Annotated in this window: 8 protein-coding genes; 3 read left to right on the forward strand and 5 right to left on the reverse strand. The window is 73.9% G+C overall.

Translation table 11 applies throughout. The annotated features are described in order from the left end of the window. Window positions 1–172: 172 nt before the first annotated feature. From ACFYWM_RS01735 to ACFYWM_RS01755, 5 genes are all read right to left on the reverse strand, one after another. A complete protein-coding gene (locus ACFYWM_RS01735; RefSeq protein ID WP_389907302.1) occupies window positions 173–1594 on the reverse strand; it encodes a class II 3-deoxy-7-phosphoheptulonate synthase in 1422 nt (473 codons plus the stop codon). A gap of 144 nt (window positions 1595–1738) precedes the next feature. Beyond that, window positions 1739–2311 (reverse strand): anthranilate synthase component II, encoded by a 573-nt coding sequence (locus tag ACFYWM_RS01740; protein WP_389907304.1) that lies wholly within the window; start codon window positions 2309–2311, stop codon window positions 1739–1741. After that, on the reverse strand, window positions 2308–3867 hold the full coding sequence (locus ACFYWM_RS01745; protein WP_389907306.1) for an anthranilate synthase component I family protein: 1560 nt from the start codon (window positions 3865–3867) through the stop codon (window positions 2308–2310). The genes ACFYWM_RS01740 and ACFYWM_RS01745 overlap by 4 nt, the downstream gene beginning before the upstream one ends. A gap of 6 nt (window positions 3868–3873) precedes the next feature. After that, window positions 3874–5190 carry a cytochrome P450 gene (locus tag ACFYWM_RS01750; protein WP_389907308.1) on the reverse strand — a complete coding sequence of 439 codons (1317 nt, stop codon included), beginning with the start codon at window positions 5188–5190 and terminating at the stop codon, window positions 3874–3876. A gap of 7 nt (window positions 5191–5197) precedes the next feature. Continuing rightward, entirely contained in the window at window positions 5198–8254 is a 3057-nt protein-coding gene (locus tag ACFYWM_RS01755) for a pyridoxal-dependent decarboxylase (protein ID WP_389907310.1), read from the reverse strand. 261 nt (window positions 8255–8515) lie between these two features. Here ACFYWM_RS01755 and ACFYWM_RS01760 point away from each other — a divergent pair, with 261 nt between their 5' ends. The 3 genes from ACFYWM_RS01760 to ACFYWM_RS01770 are packed head-to-tail and all read left to right on the forward strand — an operon-like array spanning window position 8516 to window position 14904. Then, window positions 8516–11695, forward strand: coding sequence for a type 2 lanthipeptide synthetase LanM family protein (locus tag ACFYWM_RS01760; protein ID WP_389907312.1), 3180 nt, complete (start codon window positions 8516–8518; stop codon window positions 11693–11695). Next, on the forward strand, window positions 11685–11930 hold the full coding sequence (locus ACFYWM_RS01765) for a hypothetical protein (RefSeq protein WP_389907314.1): 246 nt from the start codon (window positions 11685–11687) through the stop codon (window positions 11928–11930). The genes ACFYWM_RS01760 and ACFYWM_RS01765 overlap by 11 nt, the downstream gene beginning before the upstream one ends. A gap of 40 nt (window positions 11931–11970) precedes the next feature. After that, window positions 11971–14904, forward strand: a complete 2934-nt coding sequence (locus ACFYWM_RS01770; protein WP_389907316.1) for an AAA family ATPase — start codon at window positions 11971–11973, stop codon at window positions 14902–14904. Window positions 14905–15000: the final 96 nt, after the last annotated feature.

Here is a 15000-nt window from a genome sequence, read left to right on the forward strand (position 1 = left end):
TTCCGAGCGACCTGACTTTCCCGGGCGGCCTGACGCGAGCCCCGGTGTCCCTTCGCCGCCCCCGAGTCGTCCCGATCTTCCCGCCGCCCCCGTGGCCGGTCCTGAGCCTCCGGCCCGGCGTTCCCCGATGCGTCCTGGCTCCGGAGGGGGCCGGAGCCAGGACGGGCCGGGGTCACGCCGCGCAGTGCCGCCGCAGCAGCCGCGCCACCGCGAAGGCCAGCTCGATGGACTGGCCGGCGTTCAGCCGCGGGTCGCACGCGGTCTCGTACCGGTGCCCGAGGTCGACGTCGAGCACCTCCTCCACCCCGCCGAGGCACTCGGTGACGTCGTCGCCGCTCAGTTCGAGGTGGATGCCGCCGGGGAAGGTGCCCGCGGCCCGGTGCACGGCGAAGAACCCCGCGACCTCGCGGGTGATGTCCGACAGCCGCCTGGTCTTGTAACCGCTCTGCGAGCGGAAGGTGTTGGCGTGCATGGGGTCGCAGGCCCACACCACCGGCCGCCCGGTGGCGCGGATCTCGTCGACCAGCGGCGGGAGCAGGTCGAGCACCCGGTCGGCGCCCAGCCTGCTGATCAGCACCAGCCTGCCGGGCGTGTGGCCGGGGTCCAGCCGCTCGCACAGCAGCCGCAGCTCGGCGGGCGTGACGTCCGGCCCGATCTTCACCCCGACCGGGTTCGCGATCCCGGACAGGTACTCGATGTGCGCGGCGTCGCGCCCCCGGGTCCTGTCGCCCACCCACAGCATGTGGGCGCTGGTGCCGTACCAGGCCCCGGTCTCCTCGTCCCGCCGGGTCAGCGCCTCCTCCCAGCCGGGCAGCAGCGCCTCGTGCGAGGTGTAGAGGTACTCCTGCGGGGTGCTCCGGTCCGGCCGCTCCGCGCCGCACGCGGACATGAAACGCAGCGCCCACGCGATGTCGGCCGCGACGTCCTCGTGCTGCCGGGCCGCGGGGGTGCGCCGGACGAACTCCTGGTTCCAGGCGTGCACCTGCTCCAGGTCGGCGAAGCCGTCCTGCAGGAGCGCGCGCAGCACGTTCAGGGTCGCCGACGCGTGGTTGTAGGCGCCGCGCAGCCGCTCGACGTCGGGGGTGCGGGCGGCGCGGGTGGGCGCCGTGTCGTTGACGATGTCGCCCCGGTACACGGGCAGCTCGACACCGTCGACGATCTCGGTCGGGCTGCTGCGCGGCTTGCCGAACTGCCCGGCGATCCGGCCGACCTTGACCACCGGCAGGCCGGAGCCGTAGGACAGCAGGATCGCCAGCTGCAGGATCAGCCTGAGCTTGCCGCGTACCCCGTTCTCGATGCAGGAGCCGAACCGCTCCGCGCAGTCGCCGGCCTGGAGGAAGAAGGCGCGGCCGTCCGCGACGCGGGCCAGTTCCGCGCGCAGGTCCTCGATCTCGCCGGGCAGTACCAGCGGCGGGAGCTGGGAGATCTCGTCGAGGACGCGGCACAGCCCGCCGGGGTCGGCCCAGTCGGGTTGCTGGGAGATGGGCAGCCCGCGCCAGGAGTCCGGACGCCAGCCGGCCGGCGGCAGGTGCGCGCCGGTACGGGCCGACGGCGGGGCGGGGGCACCACGGGTCGGAACATCGATAGTCTGCATGCCGCTGACAACTCCTTCACCAGATCTGCGCGTCGCACCCGACCTGGGGTGACGCGTCGCGGTCGCCGTTCCCGGCCGCGGGAACCGCGAAGGCCATGGGAGCCGGGGGGCTTCCGTCGCGCGCCCGCCTCACCGGCGGGCCGGTCAACCGCTCTTCAGGAAGTTCGCCATGAGCCGCTTGCCCATGGGGGTGAGCACGGACTCCGGGTGGAACTGCACGCCGAAGGTCGGGTGCGACCGGTGGCGCAGCCCCATCAGCACGCCGTCGTCGGTCCACGCCGTGGGTACGAGCTCGTCGGGCAGGCTCGCGTGGTCCACCACCAGCGAGTGGTACCGCGTGGCGGTGAACGGGTTGGGCAGCCCGGCCAGGATGCCCGTGCCGTCGTGCCTGATCGTCGAGGCCTTGCCGTGCATCGGCGTCGTCCGCACCACCTCGGCGCCGTACGCCGCGGCGATGCCCTGGTGGCCCAGGCACACGCCCAGCACCGGCATCCGGCCGGTGAGCGCCCGCGCGGCCGGGGCCGACAGGCCGGCCTCGGCGGGGGTACGGGGGCCGGGGGAGATCACCAGCATGTCGTGGCGGGCCAGCCCGCCGATCGTCGTCTCGTCGTTGCGGAACACCGACACCGCGGCGCCGAGCTCGGCGAGGTAGTGGACCAGGTTGTAGGTGAAGGAGTCGTAGTTGTCGATCACCGCCACCTTGGGGGTCGCGCTCATCTCCCGGCCTCCATCTCGCCTGCCGCGCCGAACAGCGCGTTCGTGGCCTCTGTCCGGCCGGTCGCGCCGGGCGGTGCGTTCGTGGCCTCCGCCTCGCGTACCGCGCTGAACAGCGCGCCGGCCTTGTGCAGGGTCTCCAGGTACTCCGCGGCCGGGTCCGACTCGGCCACGACCCCGGCACCCGCCTGGACGTACACCGTGTCGTCGGCGATCACCATGGTCCGCAGGCCGATGGCGAGGTCGGCCTTGTCGCCGACGCCGACGAAACCGATCGCGCCGCCGTACACGCCGCGGCGATCCTCCTCCAGCCCGGCGATGATCTCCATCGCGCGGATCTTCGGCGCGCCGCTCAGCGTCCCGGCGGGGAAGGCCCAGCGCAGCGCGTCCAGGCAGGTCGCCTCCGGCAGCAGCTCTCCGGCGACCGTCGAGGACAGGTGCATCACGTGCGAGAAGCGCTCGACCTCCATCAGGCGCTCCACGCGCACGGTGCCGGGGGCGCACACCCGGCCGATGTCGTGCCTGCCCAGGTCCACCAGCATGACGTGCTCGGCGCACTCCTTGGCGTCGTCGCGCAGGTCCCGCTCCATCGCCAGGTCGTCGTTCGGGGTCGCGCCGCGGGGCCGGGACCCGGCCAGCGGCTTGGTGCGGGCGGTGCGGCCGTCGGTGCGCACCAGCAGCTCGGGGGAGGCGCCCACGACGTGACGCCCCCCGCCGAGGCTCAGGTGGTACATGTACGGCGACGGGTTCACCGCGCGCAGGTGCCGGTACAGGTCCAGCGGGGTGACGCGCAGCGGCCGGGAGAAGCGCTGCGAGAGCACGATCTGGAACGCGTCGCCCGCGGCGATGTACTCGCGCGCCCGCACGACCCGCCGCTCGAACTCCTCGCGGGTGACGTTGGAGCGCCACCCCTCGACGTCCGGCGCGGTGCGCGGCCCGTCGGGAACCGGCCGCGCGGCCCGGCCGACGAGCTCGGGGGCCCAGGGCGCGGACCGCAGGCACAGGCCCATGCGGTCCAGCCTCTCCACGGCGTCCCCGTAGGACTCGCGGTCGGGCCGGAACAGCGTCAGCGTCAGCAGCTTGCGGGTGGCGTGGTCGAAGACCACCAGGTCCTCCGCGGTCATGAACGCCGACTCCGGCACCCCCGGCGCCGGCCCGTCGGGAACCGGCAGGCGCTCGAAACGGCTCGCGGCCTCATAGCCGAGATAGCCGACGACCCCGCCGTGGAACGGCGGCGCCCCGGGCACCGGGGCGGCCCGCGTCGCGGCGATCTCGCGCAGCGCGGCCAGCGGGTCACCCGCCGGCTGCTCCAGCAGCCGGGGCCGGTGCCCGACGTAGGAGTACCTGCCGACGTCACCGCCGACGGGCACGCTCTCCAGCAGGAATCCGGTGTCGTCCGGCCCGCAGAGCCGGTTGAACACGGTGATCGGGGTCAGCGCGTCGGCCAGGAACTCCCGGTACACCGGGATGACGGCGTAGTCGCGCGCCAGGGCCGCGGCCTCGGCACAACCGGGTACGGTGTCCAGGTCGACGACGGCGCGCACGGGTGAAAGGGTCATCAGGGCCTACTCCTCGACAACGCATCGGGTCCGCTCGGGCGCCATGAAGATCCCCTGCTGCCGGGCGGGGGGGATCGGCCCGGTCGCGCGCATGCGGACCGACGACAGCACCATCGCCAGGATCATGCGCATCTCCGCGCGGGCGTACCCGCGCCCCACGCAGGTGCGCGAGCCCCCGCCGAACGCGCCCCACACGTAGGGGTCGACGGAGGCGTCCACGAACCGCTCGGGCCGGAACAGCGAGGGGTCGGGGTAGTGCTCCGGGTCGCGCTGCAGCAGGTACGCGCAGTGGACCAGGAACGTCCCCGGCGGCAGCTCGTAGCCGTCGATCCGCATCGGCGAGACGACCATGCGCACCCCGTTGAGCGCCGAGACCGGGTGCAGCCGCAACGCCTCCATGAGCGTGGCGTCGAGGTAGTCGAGCCCGCGGAAGTCCTGGGCGCGCACCGGGCGGGAGCGGAAGCGGTCGCCGAGCTCGCGGCCCAGCTCCGCCCGCACCCGGTCGTCGTCGAGCACGTGCAGGAACGTCCACGACAGGGTGTTGGCCGTGGTGGAGAAACCGGTGTACAGCAGGCTGAACACCTCGTCCCGTACCACCTCGTCGGTCAGGGTGCCGTCGCCTTCGGCGGCGTGGCGCAGCAGGGCGGCGAAGACGTCGTCCACGCCCGCCTCCGCGCAGCGGTCCAGGTGGCCGGGCAGGCGCTCGTCGAGGAAGGCGCGGACGGCCCGGTCGGCCGCCAGGATCTCCTCGCGGCCGCACTCGGCGTTCTCCATGGGGAGCAGCATCGCCGCGAGGACGGCCTTGTCCTCGGCGTCCATCCCCCCGCAGACCACCTCGACGATGATGTCGCTCGTCAGTGCCTGCAGCGCGGTGAACAGGTCGAACGGCACCCCGCGCGGCCAGCGCGCCACGTGCGCGTCGACCGCGTTCGCGGTGATCGCGGCGTAGTCGCGGCTGCCGCTGAAGGCGGGGTGCAGCTGGGCGCGGCGCCTGCGGTGCATGGTGCCGTCGATGTAGCCGACGGACTCCTCCTCGGTGCCGAAGAACACCTTGTTGGCCAGGGCGCCGCTGGTGCGGTCGTCCGAGCCGTACATCACCTTGAGCTGGTCCGGCCGGGTCAGGAACACCCAGTCGTCGCGGTGCTCGACCGCGGTGAGGTCCTCGTTGCCCAGCGCGCCCAGGCGCAGGGTGAACATGTCGCCGTATCGCCGGGCCGCCCGCTCGACGCACCCGAAGGGGTCCCGTTCGAACGCGGCGAGCTGCTCGACGACCGGCCCGTCAGGGCCTGGGGGAAGCCGCCGTACGGGGGTGGTGGTCAACATCGTCCTGTCACTCCTCTCCGAGCCTGTGCAGGGCCCAGCGGACGTCCTCGACGAACTGGTCGATGACCCCCGCGTCGGTCTGGTGGTGCATGATGCACGCGCGGATCACATGTCCTTCGCGCGGCAGCTCCGAGGTGGCCACGTAGATGTTGCCCCGGGAGCAGATCAGCTCGCAGGCCCGCTCGGTGAGCCGGGCGGCCTCGGCTGCGTCGTCGGTGTCGTCGGTGTCGCTGACGTTGTTCGCGCGCACCCTGAACGCCACGGTGGGCAGGTGCGGCTCTCCCCGCGAGACGATGTCGATCCCCTCCACCCCGGCCAGCCGCACGGCCAGGTCCTCGGCGAGGTCGAGCTTGTCGTCGAGGCAGCGCTCGAAGGCGTTGATGCCGTGCATCTTGATCGGCAGCCACGCGGTCAGGCCGCGGAACTCGCGGGTCAGCTCGGGGCCGTAGTCCATGAAGTCGGGGCGGTCGTCGTCCTGCGACAGCTCCGGGATGTAGGCCGCGTCGGGGATGGCGAACGCCTGCTTGAGCGTGCCCTTGTCCCGGACCAGCAACGCGGAGCTGCCGTGCGGCAGGAACAGCGACTTGTGCGCGTCGACCGCGATCGAGTCGGCCTCCTCGATGCCGTCCAGCAGCACCCGCCCGCGCCGGGTCAGGCGGAAGAAACCGCCGAAGCAGGCGTCGACGTGGAACCAGACGCCGTACTCGCGGCACAGCTCGGCGACGGCGCGCAGGTCGTCCACCGCGCCGGTGTTCGTGGTGCCCGCGGTGGCCACGACGCAGGCGGGCGGCGTGCCGTAGCGCAGGTCCCGCTCGATCGTCTCGCGCAGCGCGACGAGGTCCATGCGGTACGCGCCGTCGGTGGGCACGGACCGGTGTCCACCGGCCCCGATGCCCGCCAGCCGCTCGGCCTTGGCCACCGAGAAGTGCCCCTGCTCGGAGACGTACACGGCCGCCCGGTGGTGCTGGTGCTCGGGGAGGCGTTCCAGCGCGCACCGCAGCGCCATGAAGTTCGCGATCGACCCGCCCGTGGTCAGGTAGCCGAACGAGCCCTCGCCGTACCCCATCAGCGAGCAGAACCAGTCGATGACGTTCGCCTCCAGCCGGGCGAAACCCGGCGCGGCGGCCCAGGCGCCCGCGAACCGGTTGAGGCTGCGGGCCACGAACTCGCCGACGGCCCCCTGGAACAGCCCGCCCGAGGGCACGTGGGCCATGAACCCGGGGTGGGGGTGCATCATCCCGTCGGGGAGCGCGGAGTCGAAGATCTCGTCGAGCAGGGTGGCGACGGCCGTCCCGGTACGCGGGGCCCGCTGCTCGGCCCGTGGCGGCTCCGCGGCGGCGACCCGGTACCAGGCGGGGTGGTTGCCCTTGCTCAGGTCCTCGTGGAAGTCCATGAGCCGGGACGTCACGACGTCGAGCAGTTCCTTCTGCTGCGCTGGGTCCAGGTGCAGGCCCGTCCCCGTCGTGCCGTGTATCCCCCCGGGCCGCTGTTCCGCCCGAGGAGCGGGGACGAGGTGGCCGATCCCCGCCGCCCGCCCGTCCGACCGGCCGGAACCGGAGTCAGGGGCAGGGGCAGGAACGGGACCGGAGCCGGGGTCGGCGCGGCCGATCGCCTCCGCGTACGCCGCGATGATCAGTTCCGCCTCGCCGGCGGGGTCGTGGCGCGCGCACAGCTCGTCGAGCACCGCCCGGTGCCGCTCGTGGCGGGCCACCGCGTCCTGGTAGGGGGTGTCGGTGAACGCCACGGCGTGGTACAGCGGCACGTACAGCCTGGGGTGCCGCAGGTGCAGCTCCTTCTCCAGCTTCTTGCGGGTCTGGAACGCGACGTCCCCGCTGCGGTCCTTGAGCTCCGAGGCCATCGCGAGCGACAGGTCGGCGATGGTGTCGCCCGCGGGCCTGCGCCACTCGGTGTAGGCGGGCAGCGTGGCGGCGAGCGCGGCCGCGGCGTCGTGCCCGGTCCCGGTCCCGGTCTCGCTCCCGGTTCCGCTCCCGGTCTCGGCGAGGTTGCGGTCGAAGAGGGCGAAGAAGGTCCGCACGTCCTCGAAGCTGCAGTTGATGCCCTGGCCGAAGAACGGCACCAGGGTGTGCGCCGAGTCGCCGATGAGCACGGTCCGGCCGTGGTGGTAGGGATCGCAGCGCACGGTCTTCAGCGGCGCCGGCGACCACTGCAGCACGTCGTCGGCGTAGGAGGAGGCCAGGTCCACCACGTCGGGGAAGTGCTCCTCGAACAGCGCGCGCACGTCCTGAGGCGTGCGCACCCGGTCCCAGCCGAGCCGCTCGCCGCCCTCGCCGTCGTCCCCGCCGACCATCGGCATCCACAGGCCCGCGGTGTACGAACCGTCCACGTTCGGCTGGGCGAGCAACATGAACTCGCCGCGGGGCCAGATGTGCAGCCCGTGCCGGGGGTGGCGCGGCCGCTCGGGGTCACGCGCCGCGTCCAGCAGCGCGTGGCCGCCGCCGGTGAGAGCGGGGATGCGGATCTCCACGAAGCCGTCGGCGACGTAGTCCTGGGAGATCCGCATCTGCGCCCCGCGCCGGAACATCTCGTGACGGACGATGCTGTTCGCGCCGTCACAGCCGATCAGCAGGTCCGCGCTCGTCCGTACGATCCCCGCCCCGCCGTCCACGAAGGTCGCCGACCCCGACGCGGGCTCGACGCCGATGCACTCGAACCCGAAGTTCAGCCGCGCCCCGGCCTTCTCGGCCTCGTCGAGCAGCATCTCGTGCAGCAGGCTCCGCGGGATCGACAACAGGTGGTGCAGGTCGGGGTCGGTGCCGTAGGGCTGGCAGGACGTCGTCCCGTCCACATGGTGGATGACCCGCTGCGGCAGCACGACCCCGTTGCGGTAGAGCATGTCCACGATGTGTTCGTCCAGCGAGGTCAGGCCACGTCTGGTCAGGGTCAGGTTGAAGGAGTGCCCTCGGGCTCCGGTGGCCAGGCGCACGTCCGAACCGCGCTCGTAGAGACTCACCTCGAATGATCGTTTCCGAAGTTCGATCGCCACCAGACAAGCGACCGGTCCGGCGCCGACGATCGTCACCCGCACATCCCGGGCTGCCAGCATCGCGTCTCCTCCCCGTTCGATGGAGTCCTGTCAAAGCCTGGGACCGACGCTATGAGCGGCATCTCTCGCCGTCCTCTCGCCTTACTCTCCGTACCGGCGCGGAGCGGAACGAGAGACGAACGAGAGCACGGCGGCGTATGGCGGGATACGTCGGCCCGTGTGCCATGGATGAGGGAAGGGCGCGGACGGGGGAGGGCTCGCGGAAATATGGGGGCGTCGCCCCCATGTCGCGGGGCGGGGGGATCGTCATACTTGGCGGCTGTGAACCCCGCGAGCCCGCCCGTCGCCGTGCCGCCCCGAGGCCGGGCCGCCGCTCACGACGCGGCGCGTCCCGCCGCTCCCGCCGCTCCTGAGAGGCGTCCCGTCGACAGGACCGCCGTGCCCGCTGTGCCCGCCGCTCCTGCGGCTCCCGAAGCGGGGCGTCTCGTCGACAGGACCGGCAGGACCGGCGCGCCGGAGGCCAACGCGGACGTCACGGATGTTCCGGACGTCACGGATGTTCCGGACGTCACGGATGTTCCGGACGTCACGGATGTTCCGGCGGGGCGGGAGGCGACGCTGTCGGACGCGGTGCGTCCGCTCGTCCGGCAGGCGGTGGAGCGGCTGGTCGCCGGTGCGGCAGGGCTGGAGGGCGGGGCCGGGCCCGCCTCGGTACGGGAGCGGTTCGCGGCGGACCTCACGGCCCGGCTCACGCGGATCGCCTCCCGGGTCCTGGTGTTCGAGCTGAACGCGCGGCGGGTGCGGGGAGAGCTGTCGGGAGCCACGCCGGCCGAGCGGTTCGCCGATTTCGTGGGCAGGGTGGGCGGCGACAGGGGGCTCGCCGGGCTGCTGGGGGAGTACCCCGTACTCGCCCGCCTGCTGAGCCAGGCCGCCGACCAGGCGGTGGAGGCGGGGCTGGAACTCCTGACGCGCTTCGCGGCGGACCGCGAGCACCTGCGGGAACTGCTGGGGGACGAGCCCGGGGGCATGGTGGAGTTCTCCGCCACCGGTGACAGCCATCTCGGGGGGCGTTCCGTCACCGTGGTGACCCTGACCGGCGGGGCGAGGGTCGTCTACCGGCCGCGCCCGGTCCAGGCGTACCCGCGCTTCGCCGAGGTGCTCGGCTGGCTCAACGGACGGCTCCCCGGCCTCGGCCTGCGCGTCCCGCGCGCGGTGCCGAGGGAGGGCTACGGCTGGACCGAGTTCGTGCCCGCCGGGCCGTGCGCGGACGCGGCCGAGGTGGAGCGGTTCTACACGCGCGCCGGTGCGCTGCTCGCCCTGCTGTACGCGCTGAACGCCATCGACGTGCACTACGAGAACCTCGTCGCCCGCGGCGGGCAGCCGGTGCTGGTCGACGTCGAGACGCTGTTCCACCCGGCGCTGCCCGCGGAGGCGTCCGCCGACCCGGCGCTGCACGCCCTGTGGGACTCCGTCCAGCGCACCGCGCTGCTGCCGAGGATGCTGGTCGGCGAGCGGGGCGCGCTGGACGTCTCCGGCCTGGGCGGCGACAAGGACGGGACGTACCCCTTCCTGTCCGCCCAGTGGGAGGGGGCGGGGACGGACACCATGCGGCTGGTGCGCGGTGTCACCCGTTTCGCCGGAGCGGCCAACCGCCCCACGCTGGACGGGGTGGACGCCGACCCGGCCGACCACGTGCCGAGCCTGCTGGCCGGTTTCCGGCGTGCCTACGACGCCATCGCGGCGGGACGCGACGAGCTGCTGCGCGGGCCGCTGGCGCGGTTCGGCGAGGCCGAGGTCCGCGTGCTGCTGCGGCCCACCCGCTTCTACGGCGAGTTGCTGACCGAGTCGACGCATCCGGACGTGATGCGCTCCACCGCCGGCCGGGACGGGGTGTTCGACCTGCTCGACGCCGTGTCGGCGGGCGACCCCGCGCGGTCGGCCGCGGTGCCGTCCGAGCGGGCCGACCTGTGGGCGGGGGACATCCCCTACTTCGGCGCGTCCCCCGGCGAGCGGGAGATCCGCGACGGCCTGGGCAGGGCGCTGCCGTGGCGCCCGGAGGAGAGCGGGCTGGACCTCGTGGCCGCGAAGCTGGCCCGGCTGGGCGCCGCCGACCGGGAGAACCAGGAGTGGATCATCCAGGCGTCGATGGCCGCCCGGGTGACGGGGGGGCGGCACGCGCCGGGCGAGCCGTCAGAGGCGCCGCTACCGGCCACGGTGCCCCATCCGGCGGCGCTCGTGGCCGCCGCGCGGGGCATCGCGGACCGCCTGTGCGCGACCGCGCACCGCGACGGCCGTACCGTCAACTGGCTGGGCCTGGAGCCGGTGGAGGACGGCCGGTGGACGATCATGCCGCTGGGCGCGGGGCTGGCCGGCGGGTACCTCGGTGTCGCCCTGTTCCTGGCGCAGGCGAGTCGCGCCACCGGGATCTCCCGCTACATGGACTTCGCCCTGATGGCGGTACGGCCCCTGCCGCGGCTGCTGGAGCGGATCGCCGCGCACGAGGCCCTGCTGCGGACCGTGGGCTGCGGGGGGTTCGGCGGCCTCGGCGGCATCGCGTACGGCCTGTCGCGGCTCGGCGTCCTGCTCGGCGACGCCGAGGTGGCGAGCTGGGTGGAGCCCGCGGTGGAGGCGGCCGGCGCGGCGGTCACCGACGAGGCGCCGCTGGACGTCCACGACGGCCTGGCCGGGTGCCTGGCCGCGATGCTCGCCGTCCGGCACGACACGGGGTCGGTCGCGGCGGGCCGGGTGGCGGCGGCGTGCGCGGAACGCCTGGCGGCCGCGGTGTCCTCGGTGCCCCCGGCGCTTTCAGTGTCCTCGGGGTCCTCAGGGTCCTCAGGGTCCTCAGGGTCCTCGGGGTCCTCGGCGTTCTCGGCGTTCCCGGCGGCGGATCTGCCGCCGGGTTTCGCCTTCGGCGCCGCGGGCGTGGGGTGGGCGCTCCTCCGGCGGGGGCCGAGCGCGGACGGCGCCCGCCTGCTCACCCGTGCCGCCGCGAGGGTGGCGGGGGAGGACACCTGGTGCCACGGCCGGGCGGGAGTGCGTCTGGCCCTGTCCGACGCCACCCTCCCGGGCGATGGCGCCGCCCTCTCGGGTTATAACATCCAGGGCTATGACGCCCGGAGGTACGACGTCCAGGGTGATGGCGCCCCGGGTGACGGCTCCGTCCTCCCTGGTGACCCGGCGGCGTCCCCGATCTCCGACGTCCCGCTGGGGGGACACGGCCTGTGCCACGGCGAGGCGGGGCGTCTGGAGACGCTGAGCGCCCTCGCCCGGCGAGGCGACCCCGCGGCGCGGCGGTCACTGCACCGCCACACCGGCAGGCTGCTGGCCTCGCTGGACACCTACGGGGCGCGGTGCGGTACTCCCCGCCACGCGTCGACCCCGGGCCTGCTGGACGGCCTGGCCGGTATCGGCCACGGCCTGCTCAGGCTGGCCCTTCCCGAGATGACACCGTCGGTGCTGCTGTTGCGGCCGACTGATGAAGGAGAGATCCGTGGACTCTGAGAACCGTTCGACCGCCGGGGAGCAGGGCGCGCCGTGGCAGGACCGGCTGGGTGACCCGGTCGGGTCGATCGTGGTCAGGCTGGCCGGGGTGTCCCCGGTGACCCGCGCGCTGGTGCTGGCCGGCCTGACGGCGGGGACGACGATCGCCTTCGGCTCGCCGGACACCGCGGCGCACACGGTGCTGGCCATGGGCGGGGACGAGACCGTCGACCCCATCTCCATGAGTGCCCGCTAAATAGCATATTTCGTGACATGGCGGCAGTTAACCTGTCGTCATGTCATTTACCTCCCCCATTCTGGTCGGACGCGAAAGGGAGATCGAGCAGCTCGAACGGCGCCTGGCCGCCGCGCGAGACGGCCGGGGTGGCGCGGTCTTCCTGCTCGGCGATCCCGGAATAGGCAAATCCCGCCTTTCCACGGAATGCGCGTACCAGGCGTTCGACACAGGAATGACCGTGCTGCGAGGACGGGGCGGAGGTGTCAGCGCGGACATTCCCTTCAAGCCGTTGTGCGAGGCGCTGCTCTCCTACACCAGGACCAAGGAGCCGCCGGACGACCCGGCCCTGATGCCCTACCTGCCGGCGCTCACCAAGCTGGTCCCCGAGTGGCGCGGGGCGGGGGTCACCGACCACCTGGAGTCGGTGATGGTGCTGGCCGAGGCGGTCCTGCGGCTGCTGGCCGTCATCGGGCGCGACGGCGGCTGCCTGCTCGTCCTGGAGGACCTGCACGACGCGGACGCCGACACGCTCGCGGTCGTCGAGTACCTGGCCGACAACCTCGCCGGGGTGCCCGCCCTCCTGCTGGCAGGCACGCGCAGCCACGCCGGGCCGGCCCGGTCGGTCGCCGAGGCCTGCGCCCAGCGGCGGACCGCGGCCCTCGTCGAGCTCGCGCCCCTGCCGCCGGAACAGCTCGCCCGGCTGACCGCCGCCTGCCTGGAGGTCGCGCCCGGCGACCTGCCCGGGCAGCTCCTCACCCGCCTGGAACGTGACACGGCGGGCGTCCCGTTCGTCGTCGAGGAACTGCTCGCCGCGATGGCCGACGTCGGCGCCCTGGAACGCGACGGGCGGCGGTGGCGGCTGAACGGCGACCCCGCGATCGACGTGCCGACCACGCTGGTGCGCAGCATCGCCCTGCGCGCCGCCCAGCTGAGCCCCTCCGCCCGGGAACTGCTGCACGCGGCGGCGGTCTTCGGCTCCCGCTTCCCGGTCCCGATGATCCAGGAGGCCACCGGCCTGGCCGAGCGCGAGGTGATGGAGTTCCTGCGCGCCGGGACGGGGGCGCGGCTCATCACGCCGGACGACTCCGCGGGCGACTGGTACGCCTTCCGGCACGCGCTGACGGCCGAGGCCCTGCGCTCCTCGCTGATCCCCGCCGAGCGGGCCTCGATCGCGCGCCGCGCCGCCGACGCGCTGGAGCGCCTGCACCCCGGGCTGCCCGGCGAGTGGTGCCAGATCGCGGCCGGCCTGCGCCTGACCGCCGGCGACCCCCTCGGCGCGGCCGGCCTGCTCGCCGACGCGGGCCACCGCCTGCTGGACGACGGCGCCGCCGACCTGGCCGTCACGCTGCTCGACCGCGCCTACGCCATGCTCGGCCCCGCCCCCGCCGACCTGCGGACACGCGTCCTGCAGGGGTTGTTGCACGCGCTGACCGAGAGCGGACAGGCCGACCGCGCCTTCGCCCTCGCCAAGGACCTCCCGATCGGAGGCGACCCGGCGATGACCCTCTCGCACGAGATGGACCTGCGCACCAAGCTGGCCTGGGTCGCCGCCGAGATCGGCGAGACCGCCGGCGGCCTGGCGCACGTCGCGGCGCTCCGCAGGCTCCTCGAGGTCAACCCGGACGAGGCCCGTACGGCGGCCATCGACGTGATCGAGGCCCAGCTCATCGTCCCCGACCACGGGGTCCTCCAGCAGAGCCCCCAGCGGATGGCCGCCGCCGAGGCCCTCGTGCGGCGGGCCGTGGAGGTCGCCGAACGCGTCCCGCTCCCCGAGGTGGCCTGCCAGGCGTGGGAGCGGATGGCGATGTTCTCCCGGACCCGCGGGTTCGACGAGCCCGACCGATGCCTGACGCGGGTGGTGTCCATCGCCGACGCCCACGGCCTGAGGCTGTGGAAGCTGCGGGCGACGCTGCGCCTGGCCGCCAACCACGCCCTGCGCACCGGCGAGCGGGAGCCGCTGGAGGAGGCCGACAGGGCGGCGGCCAGGGCGGGCGCGATCAGCCTGGTCCACACCGCCCGTGCGTCCCTGGTGATGACGGGAGTGCTGCGCGGCGAGTACGGCGACGCCCACGAGCTCGCCGTCCCGTGCGTGGAGTCCACCATCCGCCTCGGCCACACCGCCTACACCCAGTACCTCCTGCTCGCCCAGGCCACGCTCGCGGCCCATCAGGCCAGGCGCGCCGACATGGAGAGAGCGCTGGAGCGGTTCCGCGAGTGGGGCGGCGAGAGCAGCCTGCACATGCCGGTGGTCCACGGCCTGTGCCAGGCGATGTGCGCGCTGCTGGAGGAGGACCGCGACCTCTGCGGCGAGATGCTGACCAGGGCGCGGAAGTGGGAGGACGACAACCCCACCATCTACTACCTCACCGGCAGGTACGGCCTCGGCGTGCTCACGGAGGTGCTCGCCGGCCGGGCGGGCGACGCCGAGTGCGACGCCGCGGAGAGCACCTCGGCCGCCGAACTGGCCTGGAACCGCACCTTCCTCCACCTGGCCAGGGCCGTGCTGCTGGGCCGCCGGGGCGACCCCGAGGGCGCGCTCGCCGCGTTCGGCAGGGCCGCCGAGACCGCCCGGCCCTTCCCCCTCGCCCGTCACCTCGGGCTGCGGCTGGTCGCCGAGGCCGCCCTGGCGGACGGCTGGGGCGAGCCGCTGGTCTGGCTGCGCACCGCCGAGGAGTACTTCCACCAGGCGGGCGTCCCCGCGGTCACCGGGGCCTGCCGGGCGATGCTGCGCGGGGCCGGCGCGGCCGTGGCGCAGCGCCGTACCGGACGGGAACAGGTGCCGAGCGGGCTGCGCGCCCAGGGCGTCAGCGTGCGGGAGTACCAGGTGCTCGCCCTGCTCGCCGAGCGGCGCGGCAACGTCGACATCGGCAAGCGGCTGTTCATCTCGCCCCGCACCGTGGAGAAGCACGTCGCGAGCCTGCTGCAGAAGACGGGCCTGCCCGACCGGGCCACCATGTACGACCACGCGGCCGAGCTGATGCGCCCCACCTGACGCGGCGCTCCCGTGACGCCTCGACGTACGAGCACGCGGCCGGGCCGGCACGCCACGGTCCCACCTGAAGCGGCCGGGCTGACGTGCCGAGATCCC

This window comes from Streptosporangium sp. NPDC002721 (genome assembly GCF_042888905.1).
In the GTDB taxonomy this organism is placed as follows: Bacteria; Actinomycetota; Actinomycetes; order Streptosporangiales; family Streptosporangiaceae; genus Streptosporangium.

Coding starts and splice junctions, on each gene's coding strand:
- ACFYWM_RS01740 (WP_389907304.1), bottom strand. CDS start 2,311: ATGAGCGCGACCCCCAAGGTGGCGGTGATCGACAACTACGACTCCTTC.
- ACFYWM_RS01750 (WP_389907308.1), bottom strand. CDS start 5,190: ATGTTGACCACCACCCCCGTACGGCGGCTTCCCCCAGGCCCTGACGGG.
- ACFYWM_RS01755 (WP_389907310.1), bottom strand. CDS start 8,254: ATGCTGGCAGCCCGGGATGTGCGGGTGACGATCGTCGGCGCCGGACCG.
- ACFYWM_RS01735 (WP_389907302.1), bottom strand. CDS start 1,594: ATGCAGACTATCGATGTTCCGACCCGTGGTGCCCCCGCCCCGCCGTCG.
- ACFYWM_RS01745 (WP_389907306.1), bottom strand. CDS start 3,867: ATGACCCTTTCACCCGTGCGCGCCGTCGTCGACCTGGACACCGTACCC.
- ACFYWM_RS01770 (WP_389907316.1), top strand. CDS start 11,971: ATGTCATTTACCTCCCCCATTCTGGTCGGACGCGAAAGGGAGATCGAG.